Source organism: Hyunsoonleella pacifica (assembly GCF_004310335.1).
Lineage (GTDB): Bacteria > Bacteroidota > Bacteroidia > Flavobacteriales > Flavobacteriaceae > Jejuia > Jejuia pacifica.
In genome coordinates this window covers 354,158-369,689 of record NZ_SIRS01000004.1, presented here as the reverse complement: position 1 = coordinate 369,689, position 15,532 = coordinate 354,158, and the positions used below count along the sequence as shown (strand labels likewise).

Sequence of the window (15,532 nt, the reverse complement as noted above, 5' to 3'; positions counted from 1 at the left end):
TGATTAAAAAGAACCTCCACGGATGGAGATTCTTTTTTGAAATAAAACTAAACTCAAACTAAATTGAAATTATAAATACTTTTTAAAATTTGTAATCTAGAGTTGCTAATATAAATCTTGGTAGTTGAGGGGTTAATGTACTCCAGCCTGAGTAATATGCTTCATCAGTAATATTGTTAGCTTTAACACTTAACCTGTAGGCGTCGGTTTCGTAATAAACAGAAGCATTAAAAATAGTATAAGCGGGTAATGTAAAGCCACCTGAATTTGTATAGTCGCTCATAGTGTTATAATCGCTTGCACCATTAAACCCTAAACCAAAACCTAAGTTTTTAGCAAAGCCTTCTTGTATTTTATAATCACTCCAAAAATTATAAAGGATGTCTGATCCAGATTCTGCTGGACGTACACCTACTAAATCTGGTCTTGATCTAGAAGTGGTTACTTCACTATCATTATAACTAATACCACCAGTTAGGTTTAAACCATCAATAGGGTTTGCACTTATTTCTAGTTCAACTCCATTACTTTGTACAGTGCCATCTTGCTGTTTTCCAGCGCCAAATCCCATAACTTTATCGTCAACTTTTATATTGTAATAATTAACAGTTGCAACTAATTTATCATTGAATAGATTTGTTTTTACACCAAATTCAAATTGATTAGCCTGTTCTAAGTCAAAAGACTGTATTTCAGTTCCTAATGTTGGATCATTGATGTCAATAGGAACTAATTCAGGATTTACATAAGAAAAGCTGTTTTGGTAATTTCCGAAAATAGATAGTTCATTTAAAATAGGCTGAAATACAATGCCAAATTTTGGCGAAAAAGTAGATTCTTCATAAGCTTGAAAATCATCATCAGGATTATTAGCATCCCCTTCATATTCAAATCTGTCATAGCGTACACTTGCCATTGCAGATAAATTAGGTAGAATATTAATAACATTAGAAATGTAAGCACCAAATACATTTTGTTTAACATCAGTATCTACATTGCCTAAGCCAGAAATTGCGGTTCTTAAATTATTTGCATTTACAGGTGGTTCTCCAAAAACAAGATCGCCTTGAGCATTTACAGTGTGTAAATATCCCCAATTAGAACTTTTATCAATAATTTGAGAATCTAAGTAATCTACGCCTACTAAGAGTTTATTTTCTAAGTTTCCAATTTTAAAGTTTCCAGTAAAATTCTGTTGTAAGTTTACCGTTTTGGTTCTAGCATCTGTGTCTTGAACAAATAATTGGAAATTTGGTGTTGGTTGCGGGTTGGTAACATCTGTCCAATCTGCAGCATTCCATAAATAGGTGTAAAACCCTTTAGATTTTGCTAATCCTCCTGCAATTATAGTTTGAGAAGACCAGTTGTCTGAAATTTTATAAGCAATTTCTCCACGGTAGTTTTGTGTTGGGTTAGTGATAACAACATCATTATTTGTCAATGATAAATCTCTATTATAATTTAATGCTTCAACAGTGTTAAAAACTAAGGGAACAGTCCTGTTAAAGAATAAAAAAGTTTGGTTGGTTTGTTCGTTTGAAGACGCTTCATAAGCAAAGTTTAATGTAAGCTTATTGTTTACTTTATAAGAAGCAGAAGGTGCCATAAATACAGATTTTCTAAATCCAGCATCTTGAAAACTATTTTCTTTTTGGTAGCCTGCATTCATTCTCAAAGAAAACTTGTCGTTAGGACTAACGTTGACATCAACATTTAGTTTTCTAAAATTAAATGAACCAGCAGAAACAGAAATACTACCACCAGTGCCGCTATACGGCTTTTTAGTAACAATATTAATTAAACCTCCATAGGATGTTATTGTACTACCAAATAATGTGGCAGAAGGGCCTTTGATGACTTCCACACGTTCTACATTAGAAGGATTTATAAATCCATTTGTAATTCCTGCAACACCATTTACGAGTTGGGGTTGAACGGAAAATCCACGAATTGAATAATAACCGGCACCATCGCCACTTCGTCCTGTAGAAGGCCAAAGTTTATCAACACCAACTGCGTTTTTTAAAGCATCTTCGAAGCTGTAAACAGATTGAGAAATTAATAGTTGGTTGGTTACCGTACTATACACTTGAGAATTTTCAATGTTTTTTAAGGGCATTTTTGAGACATAGGCACTTTTCTTTCTAGAAAACTTGTTTTTACGTTTAGTATCAATAACTACTTCTTGTAACAATTCATTTCCTTCAAAAAGGACTACTTTACCTAAATCTACTGTGTTGTCTTTAATAGAAAAGGCAATTTCCTTGGTTTTAAAACCCATATATGAAATAGATAAAACGTAATCTCCATTTTTAATATTTGAGATTTGAAATGAACCATTTTCATCGGTTTGCGTTCCCTTTTGTGTGTTTTTAATAATAGCATTTACTCCCAATATTGGTGTTTCATTATTATCAGAGATAGTACCTGTTATAGTTCCAGATTGGGAAAAGCACATCATATTTAGGGCAAAAAAGGTAAAATAAGCTAGTTTTAGTTTCATTTGTTTTTATTTAGACTAAATTTAAATAATAAATTGAGCTGCAAAAGTATACTCCGTTAAGGATATATCCAAATTATTTAAAATGATTCTAAATAGTATTTTACACGAGACTGATACTGTGTGGATTGTGGATAAAAAACCTGAGAAGAAACATAAATAATGCTTACGTGGATTTTAAACTACCCCACTGGTTGCAAAAGCAATTCCAAAAGCAATAACACTAATAACTATACCTATCATAAATACAGTATAGGTAGTTCTTAGTAAGTTATATTTTCTGTTTAAAACAAGTCCTAAAAAGTATAGGTCTTTGGTTAATGAGCCGTACAAATAGTCTTTGTCTTTCATCATTTCCCCCATGGCCCATTCAAAATCATTGAGTTTCATTTGATGAAAGTTACCAAAGAATAAAAGGTTTACCTTTTTGTTAGCAACATCCTCTTTTGTAAACTGACCTTTAGTAACGTTTGGCCTAGTAGCAAGTACTGATAAAACTATTGAAGCAACAGTAAAAGCTAGGAAAATTAATGTTGGGTAGATTAAATAGCTATTGGATGGGTTGTCCAGTTTTGGTAACAAATTGGATAGTGCTACTGAGATTATAATGGCATTTACCGATAGTAAAATATTAGCCTTGGTATCAGCAATATCACTTAACGTTATATGGTTTCTTAATGCTACCCTAAACATGGTTTCAATACCTCTGTCGGGTAAATCTAATTTTTCTTTTTTAAATTTTAGTTCAGCCTTTTTCTGTTTTAATTTTTCAGTAGAAGCTTTTATTTTATTTTGATTTTGAATCAGGTTAGCTAAATTTTTACCCTTTCGTTTTTCCCATTTGCTTGATGCTAACGAAGAATAGAAAGAATGATTAGTTAGAAATTTAATATTTTCTTCTAACCATTCTGCTTTTGATACTTTTTTATCAAGAGTAAGTTCCCACTCTTTTCTTAGCAACGCAGAGTAATCTTCATACTTTTTACTCGAAACATGGGCGCAATCAGCATCTCTTATTAGGCCTTCTAAAAGGTTATTAGGTTCATAACCCATTTTAGTAGCAGAAATAATTTTAGAAATAGCTTCAATATTTTCATTTGGAACTTTTTCAGCTTTTAAAAATTCTTCAACAATTTTTACACTCTCGTTTTCATGGTTTTCAATAGTTTTTGTAAATCCGGTGTCATGAAACCAAGCAGCGATAATAAGTTGCTCTTTTTCAGTATCAGTTATATCTAAAGTTTTATCTTCAATAAGTTCATGAACTTTATTAACCACTCTTTGGGTGTGAGCAATGTTATGGTAAACAAATGAAGAATCAAGATTGTCATTTAAATATTTAGTTACAAAATTTTCAGTTTTATCAATAAGAGTATTCATTCTGAAGTGCGATTTTGAGTAAAAATACTAAACTTTCGTTACATTAAAATTAAGTGTTTAAAACACCGTTATTTGTCGTAAATTTCAGTATTACTTTCAAAGTTGATTTTGCATGTCGTAAATGTAAGTTTTTGGATGTGATTTCGACCAAAGTTCAACTTTGAAGGCATATATTTAATTTAATAAAGAAAGGACAAAACATATGCTAACTTGGAAAGAAGTCATTAGTTTTTCTGTAAACGGAAACCCAACTCCAGATAGAAGAATTGAGAAAACAGAAAATGAGTGGAAATCTCAATTAACTCCTGAGCAATTTAGAATTACAAGATTAAAAGGTACAGAGCGCCCACATAGTGGCACCTTATGTAGTGTTCATGAAGCTGGAAAGTATAACTGTGTGTGTTGCAATACGCCTTTATTTGATTCTACAATAAAGTTTGAATCTGGTACCGGTTGGCCAAGTTTTACACAACCTATAAAAGAAAATGCCATTAAATATGAGCGTGATACCACATTTGGAATGGTAAGAGTTGAGGTAATGTGTAATACTTGCGATGCGCATTTAGGGCACGTGTTTCCTGATGGACCAGAACCCAGTGGATTACGCTATTGTATTAATTCTGAATCTATGCAGTTAGAAACAGAAGTTTAACACTGTATTTATGTTACCAAAAATCAAGCTTTATGGCACCAATAGGTGCCATAAAAGCACATACTATAAATTTTTTTTAGAAGCCTTAAATTTGAATTATGAATTTCTTGACGTTGAAGACAATGAAGTTAATGCAGAAGTATTGAGAAATTTATACGAAAACAGAAAACTTAATTTTCCAACGATTACTATTGGAGAAAAAAAGTTAAGAAACCCGTCTGATAAAGATTTAAAAAAGTGGATTGAAAAATTGTTATGAATTTAAGTATAAACGATAAATTTAATAAAGAACTTCCCGCAGATCCCATTCTGGAAAATTCCAGAAGACAGGTGGCTGAGGCATGTTTTTCGTACGTTACACCTAAACAAACGGCAAAACCTAAAATGCTACATATATCCCCAGAGATGCTTGAAAATTTAGGAATATCTAGAGAAGAGGCACAAAATGAAGCGTTTTTAGATGTATTTACTGGAAATAAGATATTGCTAAATACAAAGCCTTATGCAATGTGTTATGGTGGACATCAATTTGGGAATTGGGTAGGGCAATTAGGAGATGGGCGTGCTATTAATTTGTTTGAAGTTAACCATAAAGATAAAACTTGGCAAATACAATTAAAGGGCGCGGGAGAAACACCTTATTCTAGGAACGCTGATGGTTTAGCAGTATTACGTTCATCTATAAGAGAGTATTTGTGTAGTGAAGCAATGTTTCATTTAGGTATACCAACTACCAGAGCCTTATCTTTAGCACTATCTGGCGACCAAGTATTACGGGATGTTATGTATGATGGCAATGCTGCTTACGAAAAAGGAGCAATTGTATGTAGGACTGCTGAATCGTTTTTACGTTTTGGGAACTATCAAATTTTCGCAGCTAGACAGGATGATAAAAACTTAAGAGTATTAGTGGATTATACGATAAAGCATCACTTTCCCCATTTAGGAACACCATCAAAAGACACTTATATTGCTTTCTTTGATGAGGTTTCTAAACGTACATTAAAAATGATTGTTGAATGGCAACGTGTGGGCTTTGTGCATGGTGTGATGAATACTGATAATATGTCTATTCTAGGATTAACCATAGATTATGGCCCTTATGGTTGGTTAGAAGGGTATGATTATGGCTGGACGCCAAATACTACTGATAGGCAACACAAACGCTATCGTTATGGTAATCAACCCAATATAGGATTATGGAATTTGTTGCAATTGGCTAATGCCATTTATCCGTTAATAGAAGAGGCAGAACCTTTGGAGGCTATTTTGAATCAATATAAAATAGATTTTGATGACAAATCTTTTGAGATGATGAAGGCTAAACTTGGGCTTTATCAAGATATTGATAATGATGAATATTTAGTTAAGGATTTAGAAGAAAATTTGCAATTAGTTGAAACTGATATGACGATTTTCTTTAGAAATTTGAGTAATTTCAAAAATGAAGAAACAGGATTTGATGTATTAAAAGATGCGTTTTATGACTTTGATAATATGTCAGATACGGTTAAGGAAAAGTGGGAGATGTGGTTTTTAAATTATAAAGTAAGATTACAGCATGAATCTGAAATTTACGCAGGCAGAAAGAAAAAAATGAATCGCGTAAACCCAAAATACGTACTACGTAATTATATGGCGCAATTAGCTATAGATGATGCAGATAAAGGTAATTATGAGTTGATAGATGAATTATTTCAGATGCTTAAAAAACCTTATAGTGAACAACCAGAATATGAAAAATGGTTTGCAAAGCGACCAGATTGGGCACGCCATAAAGTTGGATGTTCCATGTTATCTTGTAGTTCGTAATGAGCGTTCTTAGATACATTGATAAGTTACCCGAAGGTTACTCTGAAGGAATGTATCAAAAGGAAAAATATGGCATTACTAAAGCTGTTTTCAACAACAAAAAATCATTTAAAATATTTGCAAAAGCACTTCAAGGCACAAATTTTATAAGCTTGAATTATTATATTACATCTAAAGATGAGTTTTTAAAACCTTGTGAAATGCCAGAGAAAAAAGTGATTCATTTTTTACAACACGTAGATTTGAATATATAAAATTGAAAAAGTAACTATTTTAAAATAAAGTTATGACAACATATAAAAAAGCATATTTAGCAGGAGGCTGTTTTTGGGGAATGGAAGATTTGTTTAGAACACGTCCAGGGGTAGTAGATACAGAAGTAGGGTATCAAGGCGGGCAAAACGATAACCCTACATATAAAAACCATCCGGGACATGCCGAAGGTATTGAAATTACTTATAATCCAGATGAAACCTCATTTAAAGCATTGCTAGACTATTTTTTTAGAATGCATAATCCAACAACTGTAGATCAGCAAGGAAACGATCGTGGATCTAGTTACCGTTCGGCTATTTTTTATCAAAATGAAGAAGAAAAACAAATTGCTGAAGAGATGATTGCCATAGTGGACGCTTCAGGTAGATGGGATAATAAAGTGGTAACAAGGCTAGAACCTTGGGATATATTTTGGAATGCAGAAGACTATCATCAAGACTATTTGGTTAAAAACCCTAATGGTTATACCTGTCATTTTTTAAGGTTTGAAACACCTTTTGTAAATGAAGTTTAGTATCACGCTTATAAATTTGTTGTGTGCGTACGAAAAATAAATTTTCATGGAACTACTTAAGCGCAATAATATTATTTATGGAGAACAAAAAAAATTCAACTAATAAATTAATAATAGGTCTTTTATTATTTGTGTTTATTATCACAGGGTTTTCAGATTTACTTTTACATAATAAAACTTCGTACTCTTCAATCATGGCAATGAATACAACAAGATTATATTTTTATACATTCTTTTTGTTGATAATAGGTTGTTGGCTTCTTTATAAAAAATGGTTTGTTGGTATTGGGTTTATATGTTTAGCAACATTTAGTTCTTATTTTACTGAATACATTTCTATTCATAATTATTTTGCATCAATTGCCGTATATATCGGTATAATAATAGATGTAGTTATACAAAAGAAAAAGAAATGGCTAATTCCATTGATTATTGTTGGAATATTACAAGGTATTGCATTTCAAACAGGTTGGTTTGATTACTATATGGTTGGATTTATGGAATTTATTGGTCTATGTTTAGGTTCAATTTTCGTTATTAAAACAATTAGGTAAAACTGACAAACAAATAAAAAAGGAGTATGACAAAATAACTCTAAGTAATTGATTTACTAACCAGTTTTTGGTTTGATGGGTTTCCTACAGGAAGATAAGCTTATAAGTTTAGTATTAAAACAGTTAGGTGTACATCCCAAAGTTATGCATTATTTAAAACACATTAAATTCTGAAAGAAACAACAAAAATAGCATTTGGAGGAGGCTGCCATTGGTGTACAGAAGCAGTATTTCAATCTTTACTAGGTGTGGACAAGGTAGAACAAGGTTTTGTGGCGTCATCCCATAATAATAGTGAATTCTCAGAAGCTGTTATTGTACATTACAATGAAGCAAAAATCCCATTATCTGTACTTATTGAAATTCATTTACATACTCATAAGAGTACCTCAAATCACTCTATGAGGGCTAAATATCGTTCTGCAGTTTATACCTTTTCAGAAGAACAGAAACGTGTGGTTGCATCTCAACTAGAATTATTACAGTTTCAATTTGAAAATAAACTTATTACTCAAATATTGTCTTTTGAAAGTTTTAAAGCCTCACGAGAGCAAATTCAAAATTACTATTACAGCAACCCAGAAAAGCCATTCTGTGAAAGTTTTATCAATCCAAAACTACAAATACTACTAAGTAAGTTTTCAAAATATACAGATAAGAATAAACTAAAGCATTTAAAAGATGAATCGCGAAAGATTAAGCATACAGAACACCAAGGGTCATAAATTACAAGCTTATTTAGAATTACCCGCAGACCAAAAACCACATTACTTTGCCATTTTCGCGCATTGTTTTACCTGTAACAGCAACTTAACGGCTGTAAAAAACATTAGTAGAGCGTTAACGGCTCATGGTTTTGGTGTAGTACGTTTTGATTTTACGGGTTTAGGACGAAGTGAAGGAGATTTTGCCGAGAGTTATTTTTCTGCAAATGTAGATGATTTAATAGCTGTGAACGCCTATATTACAGAGCGATACAAGGCTCCAGGGTTGTTAATAGGGCATTCTCTTGGTGGCGCTGCGGTTATTGTAGCAGCATCAAAGCTAGACAATATAAAAGCGGTAGCAACAATTGGTGCGCCATCTACTGTAAGCCATGTAAAGCATTTGTTTTCTCATGGTATTGAAGCGGTAAAACAAAAAGGAGAAGTTGAAATACATATTGGTGGACGCCCATTTAAAATTGATAAAGATTTTATTGAGGATTTTGATAAAATAGATTTACCAGAAATTACAAAAAATCTACGTAAACCACTACTAATTATGCATGCGCCTTTTGATGGTATTGTAGGTATAAATAATGCACACGCGTTATACCATACTGCACACCATCCTAAGAGTTTTGTGAGTTTAGATGATGCTGACCATTTATTGTCTAATTCAAAAGACAGTAACTATGTTGGCAACATGATTGGTGCTTGGGCAGATCGTTATTTTGAGCCTAAAAACAATACTATATTAGAGACTAAAGGTGAACAATTAGTAGCACACCTAAATATAGTTGATGATAATTTTACAACCGCAATTCAAACTAAAAAACATCACTTTATAGCAGATGAACCTGAAAGTATAGGTGGCGATGATTTTGGACCTTCACCTTATGATTTTTTAAGTGCTGGATTAGCAGCATGTACGGTAATGACTTTAAAAATGTATTCGCAACGCAAGAAATGGGATTTGCAAGAAGTATATGCTTATGTTACGTATTCCAAAAAGCATTGTGATGATTTAATGCTAGATGTAGATGAACCAAAACGAATCGATCATTTGCAAAAGCGTTTAAAATTTATTGGTAATTTAGATGATGTGCAGAAAGCAAAGTTAAAAGAAATAGCATCTAAATGCCCTGTACATCGTACCTTGCTCTCCGAAACAATTATTGAAACAGAAGTTATAAATTAATGAGTGAAACCAATACAAAAATTGGATTAGGGTTAGCGGCTCTAGGGAGACCAGAATACATTAATATTAGGAATAATAATGCTATTGATAAATCTAAAAATGCGTTTAAACAAAATACCTTTTCAGTTTTAGATGAAGCTTATAAATTAGGTGTTCGCTATTTTGATACAGCACCATCTTATGGTAAAGGCGAGGCTTTTTTACAAGAATGGCAAGACTCTAAATTACATGACGATACAATTTTAGGAACAAAATGGGGCTATACTTATGTAGCAAATTGGGAATTGGGTTATGCTGGAAAACATGAAATTAAAGAACACTCTATAGAAAAGTTAATTGAGCAGTGGCAAATATCAAAAGCATTGTTGCCAAATTTAAAATACTATCAAGTACATTCTGCAACTTTTGAAAGTGGTATTCTAGAAAATGAAGAGGTTCTAAATCAGCTACGTCAAATTAAAAAAGAAACTGGTTTAAAAATTGGTATTACAACCAGTGGTGCTAACCAAAAAGATGTTATCGCTTCCGCATTAAATATCAATATAAAAGGCGACGCTTTATTTGATAGTTTTCAAGTGACTTACAATATGTTTGAGCAAGATACTTTTGAAGTTTTAAAGACGGCTTTAAAAAATGGTAAACACGTTATAATAAAAGAAGCTTTAGCAAATGGCAGGATTTTTCCAAACAAAAACTTTAAACATTACTCAAAAACCTACCAAGTATTAGAAAATTTAGCAAAAAAATATCAGGTAGGTACAGATGCTATTGCGTTGCGTTTTGTTATGGATAATTTAAAGCCTACTTACGTGCTTAGTGGTGCATCTGATATTAATCAGCTTAAGTCTAATATGAAAGCGTTTAAATTTAAGCTTTCAGAAGAAGAAATTAATGTATTAAAAACGATATGCATTTTGCCACAAACTTATTGGGAAGAACGCAGTAAATTACGTTGGAATTAAATAAAATTCTAATTATTATCTTTAAAGAATAATCTATCAATCAATGAAGTTTCAGAAATTAATAATTTTAGCTTTTGTTTTCAGTATAAGTGCCTGTGCTACTTTTAAGCCGCAGTATAAAAGTGAGGTAGTTCAAGATAAATTCCCAGACAAAAAAATAACGCATTCATTTTACTTGATAGGTGACGCCGGCAATTACGAGTTAGGAGAATCTACCAAAGTTTTAAATACGTTTAAAAAAGAATTAAGTGAAGCTACTAAAAATAGTACAGCCATATTTTTAGGAGATAATATTTACCCTATTGGTTTTCCGGATAAGGATAATAAGCATAGAGCGTCTGCTGAAAGATATATAAAAGCGCAAACAGACGTAACCAAAAATTTTAAAGGACGAACTGTTTTTATTCCAGGTAATCATGATTGGTATTCAGGTGTTAAGGGTTTAAAGCGACAAGAAAAATTTGTTGAAGATGCATTGGGTAAGAATACATTTTTACCCGAAAATGGTTGCCCTATTGAGAAGATTCATGTTACTGAAGACATTGATCTTATTTTAGTTGATAGCCAATGGTACGTTACTAATTGGAATAATAAACCTACAATAAATGACGAATGTGAAATAAAAACTAGAGATGCTTTTCTAGCTGAGTTTAGCAGCCTTATAAAAAAAGCAAGAAACAAAACGACTATTGTCGCTATCCACCACCCAATGTTTGTTAATGGACCACATGGCGGTCAGTTTAGTTTTAAAAGTCACATGAAACCACTTCCAGTTATTGGGACTTTAATTAATGTATTTAGAAAAACAAATGGTGTGTCTAATGTAGACTTGCAAAATAAGCATTACAATGAGCTAAAGCAGCGTTTGGTTACATTAGCACAAGAAAATAAAAAAGTAGTTTTTGTATCGGGGCACGAACATAGTTTACAGTATTTAGAAAAAGATAATTTAAAGCAAATAGTAAGTGGTTCTGGATCTAAGAAAACACCAACGCGAAATGTTGGAGCGGGTCTATTTTCGTATGGAACACCAGGATATGCTAGGCTTGATGTTTTTAAGGATGGTTCTTCTTATGTTCGGTTTTATTCTGTAACAGATGAAAAAATAGTTTTTGAAAATGAAGTTTTTAGAAAAGATTTAAATCCAGTAACGATGTATAAAAACGACTTTCCAGAAACAGTTTTGGCATCCATATATACACCTGAAGAAACCAATGCCTCGAAATCTCAAGAGTTTTTCTGGGGAGAACGCTATCGCAAATATTTTAGTGCTAAAGTTAAATCACCAACCGTAAATTTAGATACGCTTTTTGGAGGTTTAAAACCTGTACGTAAAGGAGGAGGAAATCAATCTAAATCCTTGCGCTTAGAGGATAAAAATGGAGCGCAATATGTAATGCGTGCTTTGCGTAAACAAGCGTTACAGTATTTGCAAGCTGTTGTATTTAAAGACCAATATATAGAAGGGCAATTTGAAGATACAGCAATTGAAAAGCTACTGCTTGATGTATTTACAGGGTCTCATCCATACGCTCCTTTTGTTATTGGAGATTTATCTGATGCTGTGGGCGTTTATCACACAAATCCAGTTTTGTATTATGTACCCAAACAAGAGGCTCTAGGAGATTATAATACAGACTTTGGTAACGAACTGTATATGATTGAAGAACATACTTCTGAAGGACATGGCGATTTAGCAAGTTTTGGTTTTCAAAATAAAATAGAAGGTACTGATGATATGATGAAGCGCCTCCATAAAGATGAAGATATTATCATCGATGAAGCATCTTATATACGTGCACGTTTATTTGATATGCTTATTGGAGATTGGGATCGTCATCACGATCAATGGCGGTGGATAGAATTTAAAGAAAATGGCAAGAAAGTTTATAGACCACTCCCAAGAGATAGGGATCAGGCATTTTCTATTATGGGAGATGGCGCATTATTAAAGTCAGCCATTGCATTAATACCGGCTGCACGTTTACTCAGGCCTTACAGTGAGGATCTTAAGGATGTAAAGAGTGTAAATGTAGAACCATACCCCCTAGATATGGAGCTTATACAACGTTCTGGTAAAGAGGTTTGGGATACACAAGTAAAAACTATTCAAGAGGGCATAACGGATGAGGTTATCGAGAAATCTTTTTTAAATATGCCAGAAGAGGTAAGAGATGAAACTGTTGAAGAGATTAAAAGGAAATTGAAAGCTAGAAGAGGAAATCTACAAAAAATCTCAGACCGTTATTTTAAACTCATTAATAAATTGGCTGTGATAAAAGGAACCAACAAAGACGATTGGTTTGATATTGAGCGCTTACCAAACGGACAAACAAAAGTTACAGGTTATCGTATTAAAGATGATAAAAAGGCAGATGTGTTTATTGAGCGTACTTATAATGTATCAGAAACCAAGGAAATTTGGATTTATGCTTTGGATGATGATGATGTTTTTCATGTATATGGCAAAAGTGATAAGTATATAAAAGTATTATTGTTGGGTGGACAAAACAATGATACCTATGATATTAAAAATGGTAATAAAATTAAGTACTACGATTATAAGTCCAAACCAAATACCTTTAAAACCAAAAAGGGTAATCGCAGATTAACAGATAACTATTATACAAATGTTTACAACTACAAAAAGCTAAAAAACAGTACCACACAGATTTTACCTAGTTTGGGAGCAAACCCCGATGATGGATTTAAAATTGGTACAGCATTTACTAAAACCAATTATAATTTTGAGCGTAATCCATTTTCATCAAGACATAGTTTAAAAGCTGAATACTTTTTTGCAACCAATGGGTTTAATTTTAATTATGGTGGAGAGTTTGCTAATGTTTTTTTTCAAAATGTAAATTTTGGTATAGATATTCAATTTAATAGTCCAAATTATGCTACAAACTTTTTTGGCTTCGGTAATGAAACCTTAAATCCAGAGGCAGAAGAGAATGATGGTTTAGATGTTGATTTAGATTATAATCGCGTTAAAATTAGAACATTTAGAGCTATGCCAGCCATGGTTTGGCGTGGTTATTCTGGTTCTGAAGTAAAATTAAGTTTACTATACGAATCTAATGAAGTAGCTCGAACTGAAAATAGATTTATAGAGACCTTACCTGAGGATAACCCTTTGTTCGATAAACAAGATTTTTGGGGTTTTGATGCACAGTATAGTTACGAAAACAAGGATAGAGAAGCATTTCCGACTTTAGGGTTTCAATTGAGTTTACAAGCAGGTTATAAAAACAATGTATCCACTGAAAAAGGGTTTTCTTATATCATTCCTAAGATGGGGTTTGATTATAAATTAATTCCAAGTGGTAATTTGGTTTTAGCAACAAACTTTATTGGTCATATTAATTTTGGCAATGAGTTTGAGTTTTATCAAGGAGCAACATTAGGTGCTAATAATGGTTTAAGGGGTTATAGAAACCAACGTTTTACAGGGAAACGAGCTTTTGCACAAAGTACAGATTTACGACTAAATTTAACTCAAGTTAAAACAGGTTGGTTTCCACTATATCTTGGTTTATATGGTGGTGTTGATTATGGTAGGGTTTGGCTAGATGATGATAACTCAAAAAGATGGAACAATTCCTTTGGTGGAGGTATGTTTATTAACATGGCTAATATGCTTACTGGAAATATTTCGGCTTTTAATAGTGATGACGGTTTACGTTTAGCATTTAGATTAGGTTTTGGGTTTTGACACAAAGTGTCACCCTGAACTTGTTTCAGGGTCTCATTTTTATACTGTAATGTTATCCTGATTTTTACGTCTAAAAAGGCATAAAGAATAAATAAAAATGAAAAGCAGTTTCAACGATATCATAAATTCAGAAAAAGTAGTTTTAGTAGATTTTTTTGCAACTTGGTGTGGTCCATGTCAAGCATTATTACCTATTCTTAAAGATGTAAAAGATGAAGTGGAAGATGCTGTAAAAGTTGTAAAAATTGATATTGATAAAAACAATCCTTTGGCAACCCAATATCAGGTAAGAAGCGTGCCTACAATGCTTTTATTTGTTGATGGAGAACCTAAATGGAGACAATCGGGCGTACTTCAAAAGAAAGATATTCTAAATGTAATACAAACACATTCGGGTATTACTGTTTAGTTAATTTTGAATTCGTAGAGGTTTCCACCTTCTCCCTTTGTTCTTTCGTCGGTTATATATACAGATTTATTATTTTTAAAGCAAACACCCTCCTTTTGGGAATTATGATCAAACTTTAATTCTTGTATATGCCCTTCAAAGAAATCATCATTATTAAAATTAGTAATCTTCCAAAGTTTGTCATGATTTAATAGTACAATGGTTTTTCCATCATTACTTATGGCAGCAGAGGTTATTCTATGATGTTTTCCTTCTAAGTTAAATGTTTTAATACGTTCGGCAGTATGAAGTCCCACCTTATTAGGGACTTTAAAAAGCATACTCGATTTATTTTCTTTACTAAAAATGTAGAAGTTATGATTCCAAAGAAAAAAAGCTTCAAAATCTTTAGGTTTTACCTTTTTTGGTAATATGAAGTTAATACGTTCAGCATTCGTTGTATTACTACTCAAATCAGAGACTTTATAAATAGTAAAATCATCTCTATTTTTACTGTTATTCCCAAAATCGCCAATGTATAAATTACCAGCTTTATCAGATGTTAAGTCTTCCCAATCAATATTACTGGCATTTTTTATGTCTATACCCTTTATAATATCTCCTTTTAGATTTAATCCATAAATATTATTCTTATTACCAGAATCTTCTATGGTCCATAATAAATTAGAATGCGCAACTTTTTCAATGGCCGAGGCTTCTTTTAGGCTATTGGGTAAATCGGCAATAAGTGTTAGTTTTCCTGTGTTGCATGCAAGGAAAATTAAAAAAAATACACTGAGAAGTTTATTCATTTTAGGTAATAAAAAATTATAAGGTTAAATTTACGCAGATTATTACTAGTTTGTTAAAAAAG

Annotated in this window: 14 protein-coding genes; 11 read left to right on the top strand and 3 right to left on the bottom strand. The window is 32.3% G+C overall.

The features are described from left to right. Positions 1–82: 82 nt before the first annotated feature. Both EYD46_RS10865 and EYD46_RS10860 read right to left on the bottom strand, forming a co-directional pair. The gene (locus EYD46_RS10865; RefSeq protein ID WP_130937177.1) at positions 83–2,503 is read right to left on the bottom strand and encodes a TonB-dependent receptor; all 2,421 of its coding nucleotides are present in this window, start codon (positions 2,501–2,503) and stop codon (positions 83–85) included. Between the two features lie 174 nt (positions 2,504–2,677). Continuing rightward, the gene (locus EYD46_RS10860; RefSeq protein ID WP_130937176.1) at positions 2,678–3,880 is read right to left on the bottom strand and encodes a Pycsar system effector family protein; all 1,203 of its coding nucleotides are present in this window, start codon (positions 3,878–3,880) and stop codon (positions 2,678–2,680) included. A gap of 202 nt (positions 3,881–4,082) precedes the next feature. On the opposite strand from EYD46_RS10860, the gene msrB reads away from it, so the two are divergent. The 11 genes from msrB to trxA all read left to right on the top strand — a co-directional run bounded on the left by msrB (position 4,083) and on the right by trxA (position 14,679). Next, complete coding sequence (msrB, locus tag EYD46_RS10855) at positions 4,083–4,532, top strand: peptide-methionine (R)-S-oxide reductase MsrB (protein WP_130937175.1); 450 nt, start codon at positions 4,083–4,085, stop codon at positions 4,530–4,532. 10 nt (positions 4,533–4,542) lie between these two features. Further along, positions 4,543–4,791 carry a glutaredoxin family protein gene (locus EYD46_RS10850; RefSeq protein WP_130937174.1) on the top strand — a complete coding sequence of 83 codons (249 nt, stop codon included), beginning with the start codon at positions 4,543–4,545 and terminating at the stop codon, positions 4,789–4,791. Then, the gene (locus EYD46_RS10845) at positions 4,788–6,344 is read left to right on the top strand and encodes a protein adenylyltransferase SelO (protein WP_130937173.1); all 1,557 of its coding nucleotides are present in this window, start codon (positions 4,788–4,790) and stop codon (positions 6,342–6,344) included. The genes EYD46_RS10850 and EYD46_RS10845 overlap by 4 nt, the downstream gene beginning before the upstream one ends. After that, positions 6,344–6,598 carry a peptide methionine sulfoxide reductase gene (locus EYD46_RS10840; RefSeq protein ID WP_130937172.1) on the top strand — a complete coding sequence of 85 codons (255 nt, stop codon included), beginning with the start codon at positions 6,344–6,346 and terminating at the stop codon, positions 6,596–6,598. The genes EYD46_RS10845 and EYD46_RS10840 overlap by 1 nt, the downstream gene beginning before the upstream one ends. Before the next feature lie 32 nt (positions 6,599–6,630). Continuing rightward, complete coding sequence (msrA, locus tag EYD46_RS10835) at positions 6,631–7,134, top strand: peptide-methionine (S)-S-oxide reductase MsrA (protein WP_130937171.1); 504 nt, start codon at positions 6,631–6,633, stop codon at positions 7,132–7,134. Positions 7,135–7,211: 77 nt separating this feature from the next. Continuing rightward, complete coding sequence (locus tag EYD46_RS10830) at positions 7,212–7,688, top strand: hypothetical protein (RefSeq protein WP_130937170.1); 477 nt, start codon at positions 7,212–7,214, stop codon at positions 7,686–7,688. 170 nt (positions 7,689–7,858) lie between these two features. Further along, on the top strand, positions 7,859–8,413 hold the full coding sequence (locus EYD46_RS10825; protein WP_130937169.1) for a peptide-methionine (S)-S-oxide reductase: 555 nt from the start codon (positions 7,859–7,861) through the stop codon (positions 8,411–8,413). Continuing rightward, on the top strand, positions 8,370–9,590 hold the full coding sequence (locus tag EYD46_RS10820; RefSeq protein WP_130937168.1) for a bifunctional alpha/beta hydrolase/OsmC family protein: 1,221 nt from the start codon (positions 8,370–8,372) through the stop codon (positions 9,588–9,590). The genes EYD46_RS10825 and EYD46_RS10820 overlap by 44 nt, the downstream gene beginning before the upstream one ends. Next, a complete protein-coding gene (locus tag EYD46_RS10815) occupies positions 9,590–10,552 on the top strand; it encodes an aldo/keto reductase (RefSeq protein WP_130937167.1) in 963 nt (320 codons plus the stop codon). The genes EYD46_RS10820 and EYD46_RS10815 overlap by 1 nt, the downstream gene beginning before the upstream one ends. 43 nt (positions 10,553–10,595) lie before the next feature. Then, a complete protein-coding gene (locus EYD46_RS10810) occupies positions 10,596–14,270 on the top strand; it encodes a metallophosphoesterase (RefSeq protein WP_130937166.1) in 3,675 nt (1,224 codons plus the stop codon). Positions 14,271–14,367: 97 nt separating this feature from the next. Next, complete coding sequence (gene trxA, locus EYD46_RS10805) at positions 14,368–14,679, top strand: thioredoxin (protein ID WP_130937165.1); 312 nt, start codon at positions 14,368–14,370, stop codon at positions 14,677–14,679. On the opposite strand, the gene EYD46_RS10800 is transcribed toward trxA, so the two are convergent. Beyond that, complete coding sequence (locus tag EYD46_RS10800; protein WP_130937164.1) at positions 14,676–15,470, bottom strand: hypothetical protein; 795 nt, start codon at positions 15,468–15,470, stop codon at positions 14,676–14,678. The two genes, trxA and EYD46_RS10800, sit on opposite strands and share 4 nt — an antisense overlap. Between the last annotated feature and the right edge of the window lie 62 nt (positions 15,471–15,532).

Coding starts and splice junctions, on each gene's coding strand:
- EYD46_RS10815 (WP_130937167.1), top strand. CDS start 9,590: ATGAGTGAAACCAATACAAAAATTGGATTAGGGTTAGCGGCTCTAGGG.
- EYD46_RS10840 (WP_130937172.1), top strand. CDS start 6,344: ATGAGCGTTCTTAGATACATTGATAAGTTACCCGAAGGTTACTCTGAA.
- msrB (WP_130937175.1), top strand. CDS start 4,083: ATGCTAACTTGGAAAGAAGTCATTAGTTTTTCTGTAAACGGAAACCCA.
- EYD46_RS10810 (WP_130937166.1), top strand. CDS start 10,596: ATGAAGTTTCAGAAATTAATAATTTTAGCTTTTGTTTTCAGTATAAGT.
- EYD46_RS10865 (WP_130937177.1), bottom strand. CDS start 2,503: ATGAAACTAAAACTAGCTTATTTTACCTTTTTTGCCCTAAATATGATG.
- EYD46_RS10860 (WP_130937176.1), bottom strand. CDS start 3,880: ATGAATACTCTTATTGATAAAACTGAAAATTTTGTAACTAAATATTTA.
- EYD46_RS10820 (WP_130937168.1), top strand. CDS start 8,370: ATGAATCGCGAAAGATTAAGCATACAGAACACCAAGGGTCATAAATTA.
- EYD46_RS10845 (WP_130937173.1), top strand. CDS start 4,788: ATGAATTTAAGTATAAACGATAAATTTAATAAAGAACTTCCCGCAGAT.
- EYD46_RS10800 (WP_130937164.1), bottom strand. CDS start 15,470: ATGAATAAACTTCTCAGTGTATTTTTTTTAATTTTCCTTGCATGCAAC.
- EYD46_RS10850 (WP_130937174.1), top strand. CDS start 4,543: ATGTTACCAAAAATCAAGCTTTATGGCACCAATAGGTGCCATAAAAGC.
- trxA (WP_130937165.1), top strand. CDS start 14,368: ATGAAAAGCAGTTTCAACGATATCATAAATTCAGAAAAAGTAGTTTTA.
- EYD46_RS10830 (WP_130937170.1), top strand. CDS start 7,212: ATGGAGAACAAAAAAAATTCAACTAATAAATTAATAATAGGTCTTTTA.
- msrA (WP_130937171.1), top strand. CDS start 6,631: ATGACAACATATAAAAAAGCATATTTAGCAGGAGGCTGTTTTTGGGGA.